General features: G+C 39.2%; 18 protein-coding genes, 1 tRNA gene and 2 pseudogenes. 4 read left to right on the forward strand and 17 right to left on the reverse strand.

All coding sequences use genetic code 11. From position 1 onward, the window contains the following. Nucleotides 1-119: 119 nt before the first annotated feature. Nucleotides 120-1748 carry a chaperonin GroEL gene (gene groL, locus IGI88_RS02740; protein ID WP_005237384.1) on the reverse strand — a complete coding sequence of 543 codons (1629 nt, stop codon included), beginning with the start codon at nt 1746-1748 and terminating at the stop codon, nt 120-122. A 32-nt stretch (nt 1749-1780) separates the two neighbouring features. Next, nucleotides 1781-2065, reverse strand: coding sequence for a co-chaperone GroES (gene groES, locus IGI88_RS02745; protein WP_005225291.1), 285 nt, complete (start codon nt 2063-2065; stop codon nt 1781-1783). Nucleotides 2066-2282: 217 nt separating this feature from the next. On the opposite strand from groES, the gene IGI88_RS02750 reads away from it, so the two are divergent. Beyond that, the gene (locus IGI88_RS02750; protein ID WP_008377239.1) at nt 2283-2927 is read left to right on the forward strand and encodes a CPBP family intramembrane glutamic endopeptidase; all 645 of its coding nucleotides are present in this window, start codon (nt 2283-2285) and stop codon (nt 2925-2927) included. Nucleotides 2928-2971: 44 nt separating this feature from the next. Here the strand turns inward: IGI88_RS02750 and IGI88_RS02755 are convergent, their stop codons facing one another. From IGI88_RS02755 to IGI88_RS02810, 12 genes are all read right to left on the reverse strand, one after another. Then, the gene (locus IGI88_RS02755; protein WP_086299172.1) at nt 2972-4402 is read right to left on the reverse strand and encodes a 6-phospho-beta-glucosidase; all 1431 of its coding nucleotides are present in this window, start codon (nt 4400-4402) and stop codon (nt 2972-2974) included. Nucleotides 4403-4427: 25 nt separating this feature from the next. Then, nucleotides 4428-5720: a PTS sugar transporter subunit IIC gene (locus IGI88_RS02760; RefSeq protein WP_005237388.1), complete on the reverse strand. Its 1293-nt coding sequence runs from the start codon at nt 5718-5720 to the stop codon at nt 4428-4430. Between the two features lie 156 nt (nt 5721-5876). After that, on the reverse strand, nt 5877-6614 hold the full coding sequence (locus IGI88_RS02765) for a MurR/RpiR family transcriptional regulator (protein WP_008377233.1): 738 nt from the start codon (nt 6612-6614) through the stop codon (nt 5877-5879). Nucleotides 6615-6656: 42 nt separating this feature from the next. Continuing rightward, on the reverse strand, nt 6657-7463 hold the full coding sequence (locus IGI88_RS02770) for an MBL fold metallo-hydrolase (RefSeq protein ID WP_005237390.1): 807 nt from the start codon (nt 7461-7463) through the stop codon (nt 6657-6659). A 55-nt stretch (nt 7464-7518) separates the two neighbouring features. After that, complete coding sequence (locus IGI88_RS02775) at nt 7519-8373, reverse strand: two-component system regulatory protein YycI (RefSeq protein WP_005237391.1); 855 nt, start codon at nt 8371-8373, stop codon at nt 7519-7521. Then, complete coding sequence (locus tag IGI88_RS02780; protein WP_086372670.1) at nt 8374-9684, reverse strand: YycH family regulatory protein; 1311 nt, start codon at nt 9682-9684, stop codon at nt 8374-8376. Further along, complete coding sequence (gene walK / locus IGI88_RS02785; protein WP_008377228.1) at nt 9681-11522, reverse strand: cell wall metabolism sensor histidine kinase WalK; 1842 nt, start codon at nt 11520-11522, stop codon at nt 9681-9683. The genes IGI88_RS02780 and walK overlap by 4 nt, the downstream gene beginning before the upstream one ends. A 3-nt stretch (nt 11523-11525) precedes the next feature. Further along, nucleotides 11526-12230: a response regulator YycF gene (gene yycF, locus IGI88_RS02790; protein ID WP_010747607.1), complete on the reverse strand. Its 705-nt coding sequence runs from the start codon at nt 12228-12230 to the stop codon at nt 11526-11528. A 132-nt stretch (nt 12231-12362) separates the two neighbouring features. Further along, nucleotides 12363-13223 carry a DegV family protein gene (locus IGI88_RS02795; protein WP_005237394.1) on the reverse strand — a complete coding sequence of 287 codons (861 nt, stop codon included), beginning with the start codon at nt 13221-13223 and terminating at the stop codon, nt 12363-12365. Beyond that, complete coding sequence (locus tag IGI88_RS02800; RefSeq protein WP_086299705.1) at nt 13216-13782, reverse strand: DUF1836 domain-containing protein; 567 nt, start codon at nt 13780-13782, stop codon at nt 13216-13218. The genes IGI88_RS02795 and IGI88_RS02800 overlap by 8 nt, the downstream gene beginning before the upstream one ends. 495 nt (nt 13783-14277) lie before the next feature. Then, nucleotides 14278-15465 (reverse strand): tyrosine-type recombinase/integrase, encoded by a 1188-nt coding sequence (locus IGI88_RS02805; RefSeq protein ID WP_429960156.1) that lies wholly within the window; start codon nt 15463-15465, stop codon nt 14278-14280. Nucleotides 15466-15525: 60 nt separating this feature from the next. After that, nucleotides 15526-15762, reverse strand: a complete 237-nt coding sequence (locus IGI88_RS02810; RefSeq protein WP_429960157.1) for a helix-turn-helix domain-containing protein — start codon at nt 15760-15762, stop codon at nt 15526-15528. Between the two features lie 78 nt (nt 15763-15840). Here IGI88_RS02810 and IGI88_RS02815 point away from each other — a divergent pair. Next, a tRNA-Lys gene (locus IGI88_RS02815) sits at nt 15841-15913 on the forward strand. Nucleotides 15914-16590: 677 nt separating this feature from the next. On the opposite strand, the gene IGI88_RS02820 is transcribed toward IGI88_RS02815, so the two are convergent. Beyond that, on the reverse strand, nt 16591-16833 hold the full coding sequence (locus IGI88_RS02820) for a hypothetical protein (protein WP_429960158.1): 243 nt from the start codon (nt 16831-16833) through the stop codon (nt 16591-16593). A gap of 13 nt (nt 16834-16846) precedes the next feature. Then, nucleotides 16847-17587 carry a helix-turn-helix domain-containing protein gene (locus IGI88_RS02825; RefSeq protein ID WP_429960159.1) on the reverse strand — a complete coding sequence of 247 codons (741 nt, stop codon included), beginning with the start codon at nt 17585-17587 and terminating at the stop codon, nt 16847-16849. 441 nt (nt 17588-18028) lie between these two features. Here IGI88_RS02825 and IGI88_RS02830 point away from each other — a divergent pair. Together IGI88_RS02830 and IGI88_RS02835 are read left to right on the forward strand one after the other, a co-directional pair. Continuing rightward, a pseudogene (locus IGI88_RS02830) lies at nt 18029-18291 on the forward strand (transposase); the annotation flags it as partial. A 480-nt stretch (nt 18292-18771) separates the two neighbouring features. Next, nucleotides 18772-20021, forward strand: a pseudogene (locus IGI88_RS02835) (IS110 family transposase). Nucleotides 20022-20194: 173 nt separating this feature from the next. Here IGI88_RS02835 and IGI88_RS02840 read toward each other — a convergent pair. Further along, nucleotides 20195-22702 carry a leucine-rich repeat protein gene (locus IGI88_RS02840; protein ID WP_429960160.1) on the reverse strand — a complete coding sequence of 836 codons (2508 nt, stop codon included), beginning with the start codon at nt 22700-22702 and terminating at the stop codon, nt 20195-20197. Between the last annotated feature and the right edge of the window lie 7 nt (nt 22703-22709).

Raw genomic sequence — 22709 nt, forward strand, 5'->3', positions numbered from 1 at the left:
AACCAATTCTTTGGTGCTTAGAATACTAAGAAGAGAGGTTTTTTGTCTTTTACTGTGTTAAAGTATTTTTTGATCGTACAAAAAAAGAACCCCTCAAAAGAGGAGTTCTCAAGGCTTGCTTACATCATGCCGCCCATACCCATTGATGGGTCCATTGCAGGAGCTGCTGGCGCTGCTGGTTCTGGTTTGTCGGCAACGACTGCTTCAGTTGTTAACAATAATGCGGCAACAGAAGCTGCGTTTTGTAATGCAGAACGCGTTACTTTTGTTGGGTCAACGATCCCAGCTTCTAGCATGTTTACCCATTCGCCAGTTGCTGCATTGAAACCAACACCTAAGTCAGCGTTTTTCAATTTGTCGATGATGACTGAACCTTCGTAGCCTGCATTTTCAGCAATTTGACGAACGGGTTCTTCTAATGCACGTAAAACGATTTTGACACCTGTTGCTGCATCGCCATCTGTTTCGATTTCTGCAACTTTGTTGATGACATTGACTAAGGCAGTTCCACCACCAGAGACCATGCCTTCTTCAACAGCGGCACGTGTTGCGTTCAATGCATCTTCAATACGTAATTTCAACTCTTTCAATTCAGTTTCAGTTGGTGCCCCAACTTTGATCACTGCAACTCCACCAGCAAGTTTTGCTAAGCGTTCTTGTAGTTTTTCACGGTCAAAGTCAGAAGTTGTATCAGCGATTTGGTTTTTGATCAATTGAACGCGTGCGTCAATTGCTTCTTTTTCACCAGCACCTTCAACGATCGTTGTGTTGTCTTTATCCACAACCACTTTGCTTGCTTGACCTAAGTTATCGATGGTTGCATCTTTCAACTCAAGACCTAAGTCTTCAGTGATCACTGTACCACCAGTTAAGATCGCAATGTCTTCTAGCATTGCTTTACGACGGTCACCAAATCCTGGTGCTTTCACTGCGACAACGTTGAATGTTCCACGGATTTTGTTCAAGACAAGTGTTGGTAATGCTTCGCCATCAACGTCATCAGCGATGATCAATAATGGTTTTGATTGTTGTAAGATTTGTTCTAACAATGGCAAGATATCTTGGATGTTAGAGATTTTTTTGTCAGTGATCAAGATGTATGGATTTTCTAACGCTGCTTCCATTTTATCGTTGTCAGTTACCATGTATTGTGATAAGTACCCACGATCAAATTGCATTCCTTCCACAACATCTAATTCTGTTTCGATCCCTTTTGATTCTTCAATAGTGATAACACCGTCATTGCCGACTTTTTCCATTGCATCAGCGATATATTGACCAACTTTTTCACTACCAGAAGAAACAGCACCAACTTGTGCGATTGCTTCTTTTGAATCAACGATTGATGAAATGTTGTGTAGCTCTTCTACAGCCACTTTTGTTGCCATTTCGATCCCACGACGAATACCTAATGGGTTCGCACCAGCGGTGACATTTTTCAATCCTTCACGAACGATTGCTTGTGTCAATAACGTAGCAGTCGTTGTTCCGTCACCAGCGATATCGTTTGTTTTTGAAGCGACTTCAGAAACAAGTTTTGCGCCCATGTTTTCAAAATGATCTTCTAATTCGATTTCTTTAGCGATCGTTACACCGTCATTTGTAATCAATGGTGAACCGTAAGATTTTTCTAAAACCACGTTACGACCTTTAGGACCTAAGGTTACTTTTACTGTATCTGCTAATTTATCTACCCCACGAAGCATTGCTGCGCGTGCGTCTTCTGCAAATTTGATTTCTTTTGCCATGATTTCATCACCTCAAGTATTTTTTATTTTTCTTATTCTACTACTGCAATGATATCTTTTGCAGCAACGATCAAATATTCTGTTCCTTCATATTTCACTTCTGTGCCAGCGTATTTTTCAAACATTACTTGTTCGCCAACGTTGACAGCAACAGGAGCTTTTTCACCGTTTTCGAGCGTGCGTCCTTCGCCGACTGCAATAACGGTACCCGTTTGTGGTTTTTCTTTTGCTGCTGATGCAAGCACGATTCCGCCTACAGTTTTTTCTTCTTCTTTTGCGACTTCGATAATCACACGATCACCTAATGGTCTTAACACGATAAATCCCTCCAATGAATGTTATAGAATTTAGTATTAGCACTCTCTTGTATCGAGTGCTAACTTACAGTTTCAATATTACTCATTTTCCCAAATTTTTGCAAGCCTTTTGCTAAATTTTTTTTGCATTTCTATTTGATTGATAAAAATAGTAGGATTTTTTGTTTCTAGAAGCAACCTAGTCTATAATGAAGCAAAGGAGTGTGAGGAAACAACTATGTCTTTATCAAAATATTCTTTGTCCACGATTCTTACTTACGGCATCGTCTTTTTTCTACCGATCGCCTTCATCCCTAGCGGACATCAAGTGGCCGCAACAACGATTGGTTATTTAGTTGGTGCTGCGATCATGTTTTTCTTGTATTTCAAACAAACGGAACCGTTATCGTTTGAACACAAAAGATCAAAAATTTCATCGATTCTTATTTATGGACTGACAGGTATTATTGCAGCGATCTTGTTGCAAAATCTAGCCATTTTTATCGAATCGCTTTTCGGTGAAGTCAGTGCTTCGCAAAATACCGAAAATATCATTGCTATTGTGCTGCAAAACCCACTGTTCGCCCTCGCGGCAATGGTTGGTGGACCAATTATGGAAGAATTTGTCTTCCGCAGAGCCTTAGTTGGCATCATTGGGAAATACAGCAATGTTTGGGTCGGTGTAGTGGTCAGCGCTGTAGCCTTTGCCTTTGCCCATAATGACAATCATCTCTTAGTCTATATTTTCTTAGGACTGTTCTTTTCTGGGCTTTATGCCTTGACCGGCAGCATTTGGACTTCCATGATTACCCATGTGGGAATGAACACTTTAGTTATTATTATTCAGTTGTTGCTTCATTACGGCTATATCCAAATGCCCTAAAGAAAAAAACGCTACGCAGAAATTTTGCGTAACGTTTTTTTTCTTTATACCTTCATGCCATTGGACGCAATCACTTGCTGATACCATGCAAATGAATCTTTCTTCCGACGATCAAGGGTCCCATTTCCTTCATTGTCTTTGTCCACATAGATCACACCGTAGCGTTTCTTCATTTCCCCTGTACCAGCAGAAACCAAGTCAATGATGCCCCACGGTGTATAACCCAATAAGTCGACGCCATCATAAGCTACTGCTTCTTTCATCATTTCGATATGGGCTTTCAGGTAATCAATACGGTAGTCATCATGGATCTGCCCATCCTCTTCCACTGTATCTACGGCACCAAAGCCATTTTCTACAATGAAGAGCGGCAATTCGTAGCGTTCGTTGAACCAATTCATGGCATAGCGTAAGCCCTCGGGATCAATCTGCCAGCCCCATTCGGAAGCATCAACATAGGGATTATCCACCAGATCTTGGCTCTCATCATAGTCATAGGTTGGATCATTTTCCTTACCTTTGATCGCAAAAGACATATAGTAACTAAAGCCGATGTAGTCAACACAACCTTTTGCCAAAATTGCTTCATCTTCAGGGGTGATATCTAAATCAAATTGTTTTCTCTCAAAATAGCTGCGCATATATCTCGGATAGTGTCCACGGGCATGCACATCTGAAAACCAATAGCGGCGCTGCATGGCCACCGTGGCTGCCATCATGTCTTTGGGATTGCAAGAATACGGATAGATTGGACACATCGCGATCATCGATCCGATTTGAAACGCAGGATTGATTGCATGCCCTAGCGCCACCACTTTCGCACTAGCAACGAGTTCGTAATGGGCTGCTTGGTACATGATTTTTTCTCGGTCTTCTCCTTCGGTAAAGAACAGACCGGAATTGGTAAACGGCGCAAAATCTTCTTTGTAGTTTGCTTGATTGTTGATTTCATTGAAAGTCATCCAATACTTCACTTTCTTTTGATAGCGCGTAAAACAAACTTCTGCAAAGCGGACAAACAAATCGATCAACTTACGGTTACGCCAACCTCCGTATTCGGTAACTAAATGATAGGGCATTTCAAAGTGAGAAAGGGTAATAACCGGCTCAATGCCATAGCGTAAACACTCATCGAATAATTGATCATAAAAGGCCAAGCCTTCCTCATTTGGCTCGCGTTCATCACCTTTTGGAAAAATACGGGTCCAGGCAATCGATGTTCGGAAGCACTTCAACCCTAATTCGGCAAAAAGCTTGATGTCTTCAGGATACCGATGATAAAAATCGATCGCTTCATGATTGGGATAGCTTTCGCCCGGTTGGATACCTTCCGTGATTCGGCGAGAAATTCCGTTGCCTCCTACAGTCATGACATCAGCGACACTCACGCCTTTTCCACCCGCACGATAGCCGCCTTCCAATTGGTGAGCAGCGACTGCGCCACCCCATAAAAAATCGTTTCTAAGTTTATTCATTTCTGTTCAACCTGCTTCCTTGGTATTAAACGATCTCTGTTTCTTGTTTATAGTTCAAACTATCGACCTTACGAATGAAAGGATAGTAAATAAAGAAGCCGATTGCTAAAACAACAAATTGTAAAATAGCGGTCCGGATGCCCCCTACTAGAAATCCTGAAATGATCGGCGGGGTCGTCCACGGAACTTGCACAGCAGTAAATAACGGTACGATACCGGTATAAAGTGCAAAATACGTGATCACGCCTGAAACCATCGGTGTCAAAATAAATGGTAAGACCATGATTGGGTTCATGACGATCGGTGTCGCAAAAATAATTGGTTCATTGATATTAAAGAATGCTGGGATCAGGGAGAGACGTCCTAATTGTTTGAACTGCGCTGAACGGGCAAAAGCAACCATGTATAGCACGATGCCAATTGTCATTCCTGCACCAGTTACCGTCATAAATTGATCTAAAAACTGTTGGGTCACGATGTGTCCCCCATTTTCCAATGTCAATGCTTTACCAGATTCAAGAATAGCCGTATTTGCTAATGAATTGGCTTGTAAAATCGGCCCCATGATGCCGCCCACGATCGTCGAACCATGAACCCCGAAGAACCACAAGAATGGTACTAAGAAGCCTAGCATCATTGCACCGCCAAGAGAATCCGTCACACCTTGCATTGGACTTTGAATCACGGTGTAGATCCATTCGACCACGGTTGTCTGAAAGACTTTATCAAAGAAAACATAAATGCCTAATGCGATGGTCGTCAAAACAGCTGCCGGAATCAACGCTGTAAATGAGTTTGCAACATTGGTGGGTACTTGTTCTGGCAGTTTGATCCGGATGTCGCGTTTTAAGAACCAAGTATAGCCCCAACCCACAAAAAGCCCTACTAAGATGGCACTGATCATGCCTTGTCCACCAGTCCATGTTTTATCAATGACATTTGCGATGGTCACATTTGCTTCAGCATCCGTTACACTTGACTCCATAGTTAATAAGAAAATAACTAAACCAATCATTCCTGCTGGGAGTCCTTCGTAACCTTCTGCTTTTACATACGAATAGGCGATACCCATTACGGCGAAAAAAGCCATAATTGCAAAAGAGGCGCCATAGGCTTGGTTGAAGTATTCACCTAAGCCACTATTCGTTACCCAATCCGCAATCGACTGGACGGGAAAGTTTGCTAATAGCAGGAAAATCGATCCTACGATTGAAAAGGGCATCGTATAAAGCATACCGTTTCTTAATGCAGTGATTGCTTTCGTATTAACAAATTTTAATATTGGGGGTAATAATTTCTCATTGATCCATTCGTTCATCTCACATCACTCCTAAAATAAAATTCCATCCACCGGCCAGTGAATTCGCTTACAAATAAATCTTAATGGATAATATTCCCCTTGCCTATAGCTTTTCTAAGTTATGAAACATGTTCCAACAAAAAAAAACAGCCGAAGCTGTTTTTTTACGATCGCTTAGATTTGCTTGTAGACTTGATGGGCTAAAAGTTCGATCAGTGTAATCACCGGGACTTGCGTTGTCAGGTTCAAATCGACTTCTTTTCCGCCACTTACGACGGGCATATAATACGATATATTGTAGTCCGCCATTTGGGCGATCGTCGATTTTTCATCATTGGTGATGCTGAGTACTTTTGCTCCATAGCGTTTGAAGTCTTCCGTTTGCTTGATCATTTGAATGGTTTCACCCGACACCGATAAAATGATCGCTAACGTATTTTCCATTCCACGAGACGGTACTGGCAAAAAGGGATCAACGATGCTATAAGCATTAATGCCTAAGTTGGCAAAATAGCGACTGCCATAGGTGCCCAGAATGCCGCTTGTGCCGATACCGGAAAACGCCACATGGCGTGCGGAAAGAATCAATTCTACTGCCGGTTGGATAAACTTACGGTAATCTTCATTATTGACTTTTTTTAAGAATGTATTGACTTGAATCGTTGCATCATAGAAAAGATCAAACGCTCGTGCGTCTTGTTCCTTTTTTTGACAGATTGCATACTTTAACTCTGAATATCCACGATAGCCCAATTTCGTGATACATCGTAAAATCGTCGACGTTGAGACGTGGCATGCAGCTGACAATTCGCGAATCGTCAGCTGATCGATCTCTTCAAAATGCTGGACAATGTATTTATAAACTGCCATTTCAAGCTCGTTCAAAGTCTTGATTTTTTCTTCATCAAACATCCCACTGCCTCCACCCAACAAATTCATCGCTCTGATGATCGATTAGATCGCAAATAATTCCGTCGCTTTGTCAGGATCGGTATCAAAGACTTCAAACGTTTCTCCAACACCTAGATCATGTTCTTTCATGGTGTTGACCATCGTTAAGTGCGCCAACTCTTTCAGGTTGTTTTCTTTACTTAAATGACCAAGATAGACCCGTTTGGTGTTGTCGGTCAAGATATCCGTCATGACAAGTGCGCCATCTTCATTCGATAAGTGACCGCGATCTCCAAGAATCCGCTGCTTGAGACTCCATGGATAAGGACCCATTCGCAACATTTCTAGGTCATGGTTGCTTTCCACAAGGTACGCATCGGCGCCTTTGATAATGCCTCGCACATGATCGCTGCAATAACCGGTATCCGTCAACATCACGAATGATTTGCCGTCTTTATGGAAACGATAAAATTGCGGCGCTGCAGCATCGTGAGAGACGCCAAAGCTTTCAATGTCCAAGTCACCCAAGGTCAGCACTTTTCCCATTTCAAAGATATGTTTTTGTTCGACAGCGACGTTACCGATCATTGGATCCATCGCTTGCCATGTTTTTGTATTCGCATAGACATCAAGTTTGTATTTTCGTGCCAGTACTCCAACACCGTGGATGTGGTCCCGATGTTCGTGGGTCACAAGAATGGCGTCCAAGTCTTCTGGTTTGCGCCCTACTTCATCCAATAATGAAGTGATCTTCTTGCCGCTCAAACCGGCATCCACTAAGATCCGCTTTTTATTGCTTTCGATATAGAGCGAATTCCCTGAGCTTCCGCTGGCTAGAATACTTACTTGAAAGGCATTTTCCTTCATCATGGTTTACGTGACTTCCTCTCTGGTTGTTTCAACGAGTTCCATTATACCCGCTTTTTTATGGATTTTCTACCTTTTGAACGGCATTATTCGTGATGATCCGATTGCTGAAGGCATTGACCGTTTCGATTTGAATGGTGTCATCGCCATCTAATTGGAAAGCAATAAACCATGCAGGAATATACACGTTTTTTTCCCTAACCTTCAAAATCATCGTATAGGCTAATTCCGTCCAGAGAATTTTCGAGTGACTTGGCAGCTTGTTGTTCAGATAAAGCGTATTTACTGCTTCTTTTTCTGAATAGACCGTCATCTTTTCCCTTAGAGGCGTAATATTGGAGATATGTGTTTGCGTATAACGGGCAATCTGCAGTAGATCATCCGTTTGTTCTAAGGTGATATCGATCCGACTTGAGCTGTCATTGAAAGGAATGCCTTCATACGACTGGACCGCCACCACCGTCGGATGATTGGCGTTCAAGACAGAGAGGTTTTCCAAATAGTCATATTCATCCCCAAACAGGACTTGGTCTTTACGTTGCAAGAAACCATTGACGGTTTCTTCCGTTTGAGAATCATCACTGATATAAAAGCCATTGGTTGAGACATGGATCAACTGCTGCCCTTTGACCGTCGACCCTCTTTTGAACTGAGTATTGAGTTGCGGATTTCGTAGTTCTGCCTCAAAATCCGTCTGTTCACCGCTCAAATAATAGCCACTCAAGACCTCGTCTGATAATTCACCAGAATACCGAATGTCCTCAGAATCGAGTCGTTGTTCGATAGGAATCGTTTGGTTTGATTGTGAAACCATCTGATGCTCGCTGCGAGCCTCACTATAAACATTGAATAAAAAGACATTCAGACCAAGAAAAGCGAGGAAAAAAATCCATTCGATTCGTTTAAAATCCAATTAATTCTCCTCCGTTTCTGCTAATTTTGTCATTAATGCATCATAGCTAATCCAAGACGAGTCATAATTGACATACCAAGCAGGTGTCAAATCAACCAGTGGTGCATCTTTGATCTCCCCCCATTGATAGCCGACGATGATCTGTTGCAACAGCTCTGGGTCAGCCCCTGCCGCAATCAAATCATTTTTGACTGACAAACTAGAAGGCAATTCAATCTCCGTTTCAGAAGGAATCGGCACTTGAATTGCGTTCAAGCTGGCAGAAATCGTCATTTCACGACTGCCGGTCTGACCACTTTCTGAAAAAGCGACACTGATCACCCCTTGGCCGCCAGTACTAAAGACTGGATAGCCTTCGACGAAAACCCGATAATCCAAGTGTTTGTCTTGTTGATCAAAATAGCGGATCGTCCCAAAGTTATTGCCTAGACGAATAATGTAATCCGCACTCAACATTGCCAGATCCATTTCATCGGAACCGTCTGTGGTGGTTTCAAACTTGACTTGCTGCTGATCTTGCAAGACCGTCATGTTTTGCCCACCTTCATAATAGTAGGTATCGACACTTTCGTCATTGATCTTGACATTTTTAGGATTGCTGAAAAAGGCTTCTCGGAACAAACTCTGAGACTGTGTCGAAGAATAGTAGCTGTATTTTTTTAGCTTGATCGAATCCTGCGTATAGTATTGATTGCTGGATCGTTCTTGATCAGTCCTCATTGCCGTCCATTCCCGAGGATTGTCTGCTAGTAAGTGTTTTACTTGGCTTTTATCCCAGTCGATCTTGCCTCGAACTACTCGTTGATGGGTAAAGTCAACAAATTGGATCGTATTTTCTTCGAGATCAAACTGGATGCGAGAAAACGGAAAATCCTCTGTTTCACTTTCGTCCTCTAAGGACAGTTCTTTATCAAAGGTTTTCTCGTAATCTTTCAAGTAAAACGTCGTATAGTAGTTTAAGGATATTCCTTGATCGACCTCTTGGGCTTTCGAAAAAGCCTGTTCTTCACCATAGGTTCGCAGGGTCAAATCACTGATCGTTGCCTCGTTGATCACCTCTTGGATCTCTCGAATCACCGCTTCAGAGTTGGTTTCTTTGATATCCTCTTCGTCATTCCATGTCAGATATAGGGGCAAAAACAAATCACTTTTTTGTTTGTAGGTTTGAACCGAAGGATTGACGCCAGTATCTGTTTCGGTGCTGGCATTGTTGAACCCGGTCGGATTTAGCCAAATCATATAGGAGAAATAAAAACTCAAGGCGATCATCACGATCAAACCTGCTCGAATGATTTTTTCTGAGATTCTCATACCCACCAATCCTCCTCATACGGTTCATAAGGCAACATGATGTAAAATGTTGACCCGCGATTTTCTCGACTTTCCGCCCAAATCGCACCGCCATGAGCTTTGATGACTTCACGTGAGATCGCCAACCCTAAGCCGGTGCCTCCTTGTTGGCGGGCTCGAGCTTTATCGACTCGATAAAAACGATCAAAGATCTTCGTGAGATCTTTTTTCGGAATTCCTAGTCCTTGGTCATTGATGCTAAGGACGATGTTATTATGAGTCTCCATCAATTTCACCGTAATAATCCCACCATCTGGCGAATATTTGATGGCATTATTCATGATGTTGTCGATCACTTGGATCATTTTGTCCGTATCGACTTCCACCCACAATTCTCGTTTGGTGAACTCCCGACGAATCAAATATTTTTTGCTTTCATTCGTCACCATCATGTCAAAACGATCCAACACGAAATTAACCATTTCATTGAAATTGATGTATTCCAACTGCAGTTGCGAATTGCCGCTATCCATCCGCGACAGACTCAACAGGTCATTGATCATGCGAATCATTCGATCCGTTTCATCCAAAGTCACTTTCAAAAAGTTCGGCGCAATTTCTGGATCTTTCCAAGCACCCTCACTCAGCGCTTCGATGTAACTACGCATACTCGTTAGAGGTGTTCGCAACTCATGGGAAACGTTGGAGACAAATTCTCGCCGTTCCTGCTCATTTTTTTCTTGTTCCGTGACATCGTGCATTACCGCAACTAGACCGGAAATGAACCCGGACTCTCGACGGATCATGGAGAAATCAATGCGCAAGATCAGATTTGTTCCCGTCAAATCATTGCTAGGACGTTCCAAAAGCATGTCTTCAGGATTTTCCAAAAGCTTTCGTAACGTGTATTCTTCATCGATTTCCAATAACGTCAAAATCGACTGCCCGATCGCTTCTTCGTTTGTGACATTCAACAAGGACATCGCCATCTCATTGATGGTAATGACTTTGCCTCGTCGGTCGGTGGCAACAACGCCGTCTGTCATGTGGGATAAGACACTATCCAAGCGATTTCGCTCGGACTCCATCGCCTCTTGAGTCTCTTCGATTCGTTCTCCTAGTTGATTGAAGGTTTCCGCCAATTGTCCCAATTCATCTTTCCCATGAATCGCGACCTTGCGGCTATAATCTCCTTTAGCGATGCGAATCGCTTGTTCCCGCATCTCTCCAATTGGTTGGGTAATCGAACGAGAGACCAATAGTGCCACAATGATCGAAATCACTGCCGCTATCAGCGAGGCGGTAACAAAAATGACCGCCGTCGTACTGACTTCATTGTACTTTGACTCTAGATTGCTCCGTAAATAAAGGGTTCCTAAAACGGTATCCCCTGTCGGTGATTGGATCGACTGGACGATATTGAACACCCGCTGACCGCTGGATTCATCATAAAGGACTTCACTGCGGTTCGTATCGTAATCACGGTAATCATTTTTTTCTCCCACCGAGCCACGATCATTGATATTGGTGGTTGCACGAATAATCCCTTGCTCATCCACCACCCGCATCTCCAAAATTTCTGAAGAGTTGGTACTCGTTAAGATTCGATTCAGGGAAGCATTCATGGAATCCCAATCCAACCCGTCATCATTATCCATGCGACTCAATTCAGAGCCTAATGTCACCACTAACGTGCTGGCCCGTGCCTCCATGTCGCGTTTGAAGGCATCGACCGTTGTTCTTTCCAATTCGCGAATAAAATACGCCCCGATAATCTGGATCGCAATCAATAAGATCAAGATAAAAGTCAGGGCGATTTTGAAGTTCACCGATTGAAAAAAGCGAACCTTATTTTTCATAGCTTATTCCTGTTCTGGGTTCCGCAAGTAATAGCCCACTCCGCGACGAGTAACCAAATAGTTTGGATGGCTCGGGCTGTCTTCGATTTTTTCACGCAAACGGCGCACCGTCACGTCAACGGTTCGAACATCACCAAAGTAGTCATAGCCCCAGACAGTTTGCAATAAATGTTCTCGGGTCATCACTTGACCAAGATGTTTTGCCAAGTAGTGCATCAATTCAAACTCCCGGTGCGTCAATTCGATGGCTGCACCATTTTTAGTGACCATGTAGGCATCCGGATGAATTGTTAAATCACCAATCGTTAATTCGCTGTTGGCATTGTCGTCTGCTTCCTTCGCAGCTGCCGAGCCGCGACGCAGATTGGCTTTGACGCGGGCCACCAATTCCCGGTTTGAAAATGGTTTGGTTACATAATCGTCCGCACCAAGCTCAAGGCCTAGTACTTTATCGATTTCAGAATCTTTGGCTGTGACCATGATGATCGGCATGTCATGGGTTTTGCGCACTTCCCGTGCAACTTCCAATCCATCCATTTTTGGTAGCATCAAATCAAGCAAAATCAGATCAGGATCGACCTCGGCTACTTTTTCTAATGCCTCTTCTCCATCATAGGCGGTATATACTTCATATCCTTCTTTGGTTAAATTAAATTTGACGATATCAGAAATTGGTTTCTCATCGTCCACTACTAGGATCTTTTTCAAAAATGTCACCTCAATTTTTTTTGGTTTCTTACTTATTATACATTATTTAAACAGGCTTTTCATCTTTCCCAAAAACCGCCGCCTCATTCTTAAGGAAAGCACAAAAAAAGAAAGGCACGGGGCCTTTCTTTTTTACTCTTCTAAGAGTTGAATACCGATCCCTAACAACCCAGGACCCGTATGGACAACTAACGCGGGAGAGATTTGCCCAAACAAGATTTCTTTGACCTTAGGAAATTCGGCTTCTAATCTTGCTTTCATCTCTTTGGCTTCTTGTAGTGCATCACCTTGGGCCACGGCTAAACGCACATGGCGATGGTCACCGATGAATTGCTTGATCAAGTCAACGGTTTTATCCAAGCTTTTCTTCCGTCCACGAGATTTTGCGACCGTATAGTAGATCCCTTCTTCATTACAAGAGATAATTGGATTCAATTTCAAAGCATTACCTAAGATGGATGCAACCAGACCGATCCGGCCGCCTTTTTGTAAATACTCTAAGGTAGCTACGTTGAAAAAGACTTTGTTTTTCGGTACTTCATTCGTTAATTGTGCCCGCAATTCTTCCCAAGTCACGCCTTTTTCTAACAGTTCTGCCGCACGAATCGCTTGCAGCCCTGCACCGATCCCAATATTTTTCGTATCAAGTACAAAAACCTCAAGATCCGTCCGTTGTTCACCTAACAGTCGAACGACATTAAACGTTCCGCTCAATCCGCTGGAGATGGTTACGGCAAGGACTTTTTCATACCCATCGGCTTTGATCCGATCAAAGATTTCCCCGATCGCCGCGCCATCAGGTAATGAAGTACTAGGAATCTCTTGCGGCAAACGTTCGTAAATTTCTTCGGCAGTAATATCAACTTTATCGGTATAGGTCCGATCCTTGTAGATTATTTGCAATGGCAGCATATACATGCCGTATTGCTCCATGATCTGTGCGGGAACATCGGTACCTGAATCAACTAATAGGGCAATTTTCTCTTTATTCATGGGCTTCTCCTTTATGTGTTTCTAAATAAATGACTTCTAATTCGATGGTTTTTTCTGCCAACAATTTATTAGCAAAGGAACGCGTTGCACCTTTCATGGCCACTAATTCAATCGGGATTGGTTCCGATGCCATTTGCTCGGGCTCTCCCATTGCTTCTTTGCCAACAAGATGAATTGCTTTTTCTTGTTCTTCACAAAATACATTATAGGCATTTCTGATTCCGACAGCTTTCCCTTGAAAAAGGATGCCTGTCTTTATTTCTGGAATTGTCAACACTTGCTTCAGCATCGTGATCGCGATCAAAAATGCGAGATGCTTTTGGTTGTAACGTTTTTTTTCTGGTGCGGGGATCATCCCTTTTTTGACATAATTATTGACCATAGAAGAGGTCAATAGCGGATGTTTTTCTGTTTGGATCACAGGTGATAAATATTGGTCAATCAAAGTGATTACCTGATCCATATACAGTTCCAGGGTTGGCAACTCTTCCCACCTAGGCAGATGGAATTCCAGCAGCGATTCACCCCATGTTTTCATGTTCGATTGTAATTTTTCCATGTCATCCTCCATTTTGACTAACAGAAGGTTAGATTATCACAAACTAATCATCTAGTTTCGATAACTAGATACATTTTATCACGGTTTTCTGAGTTTTTAAAGCAATCTGATCAATCTTTTAAGAATTTCCTATCATTTGAAATTGGGGAACGAATGGTGTTTTTTTAAGATAACCCCTGTTTTCCAACTGGAAAAAGCGCACATTTTTTTCAAAAGAATGATTGATTTTTAAACACCGGAGTGCTAAGATAATGAAGTACTTTTGGTACGGGCCGTTAGCTCAGTTGGTAGAGCAGCTGACTCTTAATCACCTGCCCTCTTATGTAGAGGTGTGTTTATAAACGTTGATTTATAGAGGTTTTAATGAGGTTTACTTAGTTGATAATCTTCAAGCCTTTTATTTGCCAACAATTTGCCAACAAAATGACAGACTTTTTTTAATAGTAATCGTTTAAAGACTTGCCAGTTAATTTTGATCAAGTCTTTTTTTGTTATTTATTTTTTGAATCCAAATGTATTTGCTAAATTTTCTGCAGAAGCATATTTAAAGCTTGGATCAAGGTGTGCGTAAATATTAGCAGTTGTCGTATAAGAGGCATGACCAAGCCACTCTTGTACCTTCTTCATGTGCTCACCATTTCCAATCATTATAGAAGCGGTCGTGTGTCTCAAATCGTGGAATCGTATCCTTTTTATATTGTTTCTCTTGATTACCTTCGCAAATCGCTTGGAAACGAAATCGGGTCTTATGATATTGCCATTTTCCATGGTAAAGAGATAATCGTCGTCTTCGTAATTATATTCAGCTCCAAAAAGCTTTTTATTTTTTTCCTTCCACCGCGCTAATTTCACTAACTCCTCTTCAACTGTTTCTATTAAAGGAACAGAACGATAGCTGGAAGCATTTTTAGTTCTGTCTTCTTTAAGAACGGTTGTTAAGTCTTCTTTATTTTCCAAAACTACATGTTTAATGGTAATCGTCTTATTCACAAAATCAATCGCATCCCATTTAAGCCCTAAAACTTCACTTCTTCTAAATCCATAAAATACTGTTAATAGAATTATTGGATAGAGCTTCTCACCTTTGAATATTTGAAGTAGTTTTAGCACATCATCCTTTGTGTAAAAGTTTGGCACGAAGGAGTCCTTTTTTGGTCTACGTACACGGTCAGCAATATTTTTATCTATCTGTTCTGTCATAAAAGCTTCCTGTAAAGCTTTTCTAATAAAGGCGTGATAGTGTAGAGCCGTATTTCCAGTGCACCCATCGTCTAATATTTTTTGATAGAACCTTTGCAAGTGGACCGGTTTTAAGTCAGATAACATAATTCCACTTGGTTCAAAATATTCCTTTATCCTAATATCGATGTAACGTTTATAACTAAAGTAAGACGTTTTAGACAGTTGTGGTTTAGCAGTTTCAAGATAACTATATAGGTAATCGACAAAAGGAGTTTCGGTTCTTTCCTGTTTTAAAACAAGATAATCCTCTTGTTTCATAGCAATTTCTTGCTCAATCTCAGATATAAATTGTTCTTTTATTCTTTCAGCTCTTTTCTTATTTCCTTTCTTTTTTAGTTTGGTATCTCTCCATCGTTGAGAAGTTTTTCCAAAATCATCTTTTATTGTAACAACAACTTGGAGAGTTCCTCTTTTTTCTACAATATTCGCTCGTAATTTCAATTCAAATCCTCCTAAAACTGAAAAAAGCAAGCTATGGAAAACGAAATTCTAACACCTTTATTATACCATAGCCTGCGTATGCTCATCTGCCACATTTTGGGCATCTTGCAAGTATTCGATCACACGCTTTTTAGGAATCTTGTAGTTGCTGCCTATCTTGACATGTTTTATCTTGTTCGCTTTTAGTAACCCATAAGCTTTATTTCTACCTATCCCTCCTAACATTTCTCTCAATTCATTTATTCCAACCAGATCTTTATAGTTCTCAAACATGACGTCATAAATGTTTGTATCCATTTTTACCTCCTGAAAAAACCATAGATTATTGTTGCCAACATTTTAAAATAGTGATATTATATCAAAGTAATAATTTTTGGGCCATTAGCTTAGTTGGTAGAGCACTTGACTCTTAATCAAGGTGTCGAAGGTTCGAGTCCTTCATGGCCCATTGGGTGCCAAACCCACGGAACAGATAAATGTTGGTGCGAAAGCATTTAGAAAACATTTATGCTGTTCCTTTTTTTATTTTAAACATTTTCTAAACCACCTTGGAAAAGGTACACAGGAGTCTCCTCCTCCCCCTGTTCATCAGCGGGACGCTTACGTGAGTATCATTATCTTCAACAATTATCTCTTTGCCTAAAGTTTCCATGCTTTAGTCACAACTTTTGGTCTATCGCTCCTTCAAATCTAAGAGATCTTGGCGCCAAAAGTTGCCTGCTACTTAATCACTGAAAAAAATTTAGAAAATGGGCTATCAAGTTATCAATGATCAATAAAAGAACTAAAGCGTTCCTTCCTAAAATAGTTTTACCAAATTTTTTTCAGAAAATATATACGTACAGGCTAGAATGACAAATATTGAAAAGTAGTTGATTCGAATCACAAAGACTAGTGATTCTAAAAAAGCAATATAACCTACCTTCAATTAATTGTTACTGTTTTAAGACACCACTTGATACATTTAGCCTTCATTTTGATTTTCTTCTATATTTATAATATACCCGATATGTTCGCTCAACATTAACATGATTATTATCGCGCATCCTCTTAAGATAGTTTCTTTGCAAATTACTATAAGATTTAGATACTAGCTTTTCTTTCAACAAGTATTCATAAATAATTTCAGATCTGGTTGAAATACCTTTTTTCTTTTAAAAAAGCAGCTATATATAACGAAATAATGTCATAACTATTCTTATATTTCTGGGAATCATTCTCTCTCATATATTCTTCATAAACTCTCTCTTGCAATACTTTTTTGTTGTATTCAAATCTTTGATTTTTTAATAGAACATATTCTTTTGATACAGTTACAATTTCATCCATGATTTCTATTATAAGAGCGTCTATTTCTTTACTCCCCATATCACTTTCACCTCTAAGTAATTAAACTTTGCTCTTTCCAAGAATTAAAATAATTTTGTCTATATTCTTTTGGAGATAACCCGGTTTCTCTTTTAAAAAAAATAGTAAATGCACTGGCATTAAAGAAACCAGTTTTCTCACCAATCTCAAAAATTTTTTCATCGGTCGATTCCAACAAATTTTTTGCCAATGTAATTTTGATATCATTAATTAAATTCTGAGGTACTTTATTTATTTTGTTCATACAAAAACGATTTAAAGTTGGTTTAGACATATGCATAAATTCTGCCAAGTCACTAACAGTAAAATTTTCAGATAAATTCTCTTGTATGAATGCTATTAATTTAAATATTTCAAAATATTCTTTCAAATTAGAAAGATTTAATCGAAATGTCTTTCTTATTATCATTTCGATAGCGGGATTCACTACATAAGTTCGATCTTTTGTTTCAAATCTTGTAAAAAGTAATTGAATTAAGCTAGATAATTCTTGATTGATTTTCAGTTCAATCTTTTGAATATAGTTTGAAGAAGGCTCGCAAAATAAATTCAACTCGACAATAATGATTTGATTCAGTAAGCTCTGCGAAATATATTGAAAAATCATATGAGATTCTATTAGGATTATTTCTACCTCAGATTTCTCCATATACAGTCCTTTCTTCGTCAACAGGATAGCCCAACCATTTGCGCCATGATCATTTGGAGAATATTTGTTACCATTTGTATAATAGATGTTTTTGATTTCTATCATTCTTTTCACCCTCCTACTTTATGCTACTCACTATATTTGTAAAAGTTGACATATTCTGTACGTGTTCATCAACTTCTTAATTCACTTTTATCATAAAAAACAAATGAATAAAACGCTCTCAAATAATGATGAATAAAAACGTAAAATTATTGATTCAAATTACAAATTATTATTTTCACTTCTAAATATTTCAATCCATTAAGGCTAAATTACCAGTATATAATTTTTCTTTATTCCGCGGTTCAATACACAATCCAAAATCCAGTGAAATATATCACTTATTGAGAAAAAACACAGATAAAAAACAATAAAAACGAATTAAAAATAACTTCTTACTTTAACTAACAAAATTTCCTATCTTCTCGCGAAGTCCCGCAAAAAATACTTTTTAATAATCAAAAATGTAGCCAAATTTTTGAACGTTTAAATCGAACTTTATAAGAATTAAATGATGCCTTTTTAGACTCAGATCCTAATTTATTCATTTTTACTTATTTGTTGAACTTCAAAAAATTTTATATAACGGTTTTCGAGTAAATCTTCAAAATTTTCTAACCTAACAAGAAAAAGTCATCACTAATGCGATGATCTATCCTTACTCCAATGGAAAAATAGAAGCGAAGAATCCCTACATAAAAACAATGAATCGGGTATCCTATGGATTTAAATCATTTGAGAACATAAGAATTCGAATCTTACTTTGATCAATTGATTGATCAAAGTAAGATAACAAAAAATCTGAGCCAGAATGAGGTTCATTCTGACCCAGATTTGATCTTTCACAACTCATCAGTCCTTGTAAAATTTATTTTGCCAAGTAAGTTTCTTTTAAAGTGTTTATGAAACACAATTTTTTTTGAATAATACATTCCTTTCGGAATTTGTTTCGTTATTGTGTGATTTCTCAGAGTACAATGGATATATGGAAAGGATCCAACGGGAATTTGCTAATCAGTCCTGTAGCTTTGTCTACCTTCATAAGTCTGTTACACAAAGCACTGTGTTTACTACCAACTCACTAGCTGTCTCGATAAAGTGCTAACCTTCCAAATAGTAGTTGGAAGGCTAGCACTTTTATCACCGTATTCTATTAGGCGAGGTCGTAGCCACATAGTGAGTTTCTGGAGAATCCCACAGTATCGAAGCATTTCCTAAAATTTATATTGAAAGGAGGTCCTTATTCCATGAAATTATTTGTTGGTATTGACGTTAGTTCTGAAAAATTAGATGTTTGCTTCCTAACAGATGACGATCAGCTATCTATATTGACTGAAAACTCTGTTGCTAATGACATTAAAGGCGCTTCATTAACACGAGAACTGATTCTTGAGTTCAATGAAAATTATCACTTCGATCAAATCGTTATTGGGATGGAATCTACGTCCATGTACAGCTTTCATCCTTCAATTTTTTTCCACGAAGATACAGAGCTAAAAAAGCTCGATACACTTGTGACGATTGAAAATCCTTTTCGGGTGAAACAATTCAGTCGCATGTTTGATGAGGATAAGACTGATCGAAACGACGCGTTTAGAATTGCTGATTTCTTGCGTATTCAACGGTTCACAACTTCTCCTATCAAAGAAGAGAAGTACATGGATTTACAGCGCTTAACACGCACTCGCTATCAACTCATTAAGCAATTGACTCGTACAAAACAACACTTTCTGGAAAATCTAACGTACAAATGCAATACACTTGCTCGAGAAATGCGCGACGAATCGACAAGTCTCTTTAGTGCCACTGTCATTACTCTTATGACAGTGGACTTCACACTAGATTAATTGGCTGCGCTTCCTTTGGAAGCCTTCTGTGACTTACTACAAGAAAAAGGAAAAGGTCGCTTTAAAGATCCAGGAAAAATTGCCAAATCGATTCAACGTGCAATTACCATGAGTTATCGTTTAGGTAGTCTTGCACAAGAATCCATCAATGTCGTTCTAAGTGTTCTTGTACGTGAAATTCGTGCACTTGAAAAGAGCATCAAAGACTTGGATAAAGCAATCGAGTAATTAGTTGTCGCTATTCCAGAATATTAATGTTTGACCAGTGTTCTAGGTATTGGAAAAGTGTACGCTGCTGGATTAATCGCTGAAATCGGTCAAATTGAACGATTTAAAGACCAAACAAAATTGACAAAATACGCAGGCCTATGTTGGAAAATCAAACAATCTGGTAACTATCATTCACAAAATACACCTCTGACAAAACAAGGGAATCGGTATTTTAGATACTACTTAGTTGAGGCTGCCAACTCTGTAAAAAACTATCTTCCTGATATAAAGCTTTTTATCAAAGCAAATGTAAAGAGGTACAAAAACATAAATACAAATGAGCACTCGTCTTAACCGCAAGAAAATTTACGCGTCTGGTGGATACGCTACTACGTAACCATCAACTATACACGCCACCAAGGAGCGTGATAGATAAATAGCATTCTGTTATTGACGCAAACCTTTGAAATACCCCGAAAAAAATTGATTTTGGTCGGGGCTAGTTAAGTGCGCTTCAAAACAGGTTACACAATAAAAATATTCTCAATCTTCAACTTGACTTACTACCATTAGACTTATTGACAAAGAGCCAATCATTCCTGTACGGTATTTACTATGGTGAGTACTGGATTGTGAAGTTTACTTCCGTCTTATAAGTTTGCTGACTCTCCAACTTATAATAATCATTTCCAACTAGAACATGGAAGCCTTCTTCTTCTAACTCTGTCAAAGCATGCGAAGTGTTTGACCATGCATCTGTCTGAAAATCATAGTCTAATTTTCCAGAAAAAGATCCCGTTGCCAATGATATTTCTTCTGATAGGCTATACATATCTCCATTTTCTTTATAAACAAGGCGTATAGCTTCTTCTCCAACCTCTTGGTTTTCAGTGTTCATAAATGGTGTAGCACTAACCATAATTTCCCAAGATTCTTCTTGCGCAGTGAAACTAGTAATCTCTATATCTAAAGGATTTACTTTCTGAATTGTTGATTGTACAGAAGAGAAGTCCAAAAATGTTTCTTCAAAATTTATTTGATCAGGAATAGATACGTTGAATTCTCCAGGTGTAATCATTACCTCCCCTGATAATCCCACAGGATCAAAGTTACCCAAGAAATCAATTTTTATTTCTTCATTCTCTTCACTTACTGCAATCGGCATAATCGGTATATTGATATGATAATTAAAACCAGATATTAACGGAACATTAGTAATAGTTACAACACGGTCTTCTATTGCCACTGTAGCTCCCATTGGTATAGAGGACGAGACATTATCCAAGTATAGTTCTATATTTGCATCATCTACTTTCAGTGACTCTGGAACAACAATTTTAAAACTTGAACTCACACTCGTCACATTGCTCGAAAAGAGTATTTCCAGATTTTGTAGCTCACCAACAACAGAGTTTACTGAAAAATCCGATGTAAAACTGATTTCATTGACAATACCAATCTGTGCTTTTCTTGACTCTCTACTTCCATAATACGACCCTTCTTCTGTGGGTATTATGTTTACGGAGTAATGATACGTCCCAACATTACTTTGGTTCATATTCCTAATTGCATAAGTCTCTGAGTTTCCAATTAGCTCATTTTCAAAAAACCAGTTTTGATTCAGCTCAAACGCGGTCTGTGAAACATCTTCATTTAAAATATAGCTACTAAAATCTGATGTAAGAGTTTCTGCTCCCCCAACTTTAATTTGTTTATCATCAAAAGGAAGCGATTCATTAGACTCTGTAGCTGCGAATAGAACATGAGGATTAGCATCTAATGCGTTTTGAAAATCTATTAATCTAGTACTAGTCGTTCCTACAATGTCTACATTACCTGGTAAGTTCACAAGTCCAGCAGCATTTGCGGCATTTATATTAGGAAGATAGATTTCTTTAAGATGCTCTGCTCCTACAAATGCGTTCGCGTCTACGTTATTTCGCAAACTCGACAATCTTAAAGTTTCAATCTTTGTTCCTGAAAAACTATTTTCCCATAGTAGAACTAATTCTTCATCAAAATCAATATTTTCTAAACTGGTAAAACCTGACAAATTTACTCCTGTAAGGGTATCACTAGAAATAGATTTAACATTTGAAAAGTCACCTGCAACAGTTGATGACGTAATAGTAGTTAGTCCAGAAACTACCAATTCAGTTACATTTTCAAAAATTATATATTGCTGAGGAACGAGCTCCGTAGAAAAAAAACCATGTAAAGTTTGCTTATTTAGATTCGGAAAGATATTTAGAGGGAAACCTACACTAAAATATCCCGTAGATATCTCCTTAAGACTAGCGGTCGGTCCCCAGCCCTCCAAAAATCCACTTCCTATTTCTATATTATGCCAACTAGGCGCAATTAAGACTTCTAAATTAGTCACACCATAGAATGCATTTGTTCCTACTACCTCAACTAACGGCGCATCAAGTTTTAACATAAAACTATTATTCCAAAATGCTAAATGACCTATCGTAGTTACTTTCGGAAGGTAAATCTCAATCAAATTTGAAAGGAATAAAAGAGCCCCATCTCCAACAACTTCCAAATCAACGATCTCTAAGTAAGTGAGTCCTGTATATTTAGACAATCCAAATGTTTGGCTATATTTCTCATTCACTCCAGTATTAATCATACCGTAAATGGTTAATTTTTTAATATCTGTACTTTGAAAATAAATATCCAAATAATCTACCAAAGTTTCGATTGTCGCATCGCTTGGTGTTGTCACTACTACTATTCCCGGGGATGATTCTATATGAGAATATCCCTCAGTATTGTATACATCTAAACTATCAGTTTCCTCATCATCCTCAATTTCAGAAGCATCTGCTGAGTCATCTATCAACTCTTCCGGAAACAAAACTCCTTCGTCTCCATCATTACTCATTTCAGGAGCTAAATCTGATTTGCTTTTTTCTTCTAAATCACTTGATTTATCTAATTCTTCATATTCTGGGTAAGTTTCATTCGCTATTTGCTGTGTCTCTTCTAAAACTTGTTCAGAAATTACTTCTTGCGCTATAGCATCTTGTGCGCTAACTTGAATAGGGCTGACACCATATGTTCCTAGTATCAAAAAGATACTGAAATGAGTGAGATATTTGCTTGTTTTTCTCATAATACTT

This window comes from Enterococcus sp. AZ179 (genome assembly GCF_050498885.1).
Classification (GTDB): Bacteria; Bacillota; Bacilli; order Lactobacillales; family Enterococcaceae; genus Enterococcus_D; species Enterococcus_D entomosocium.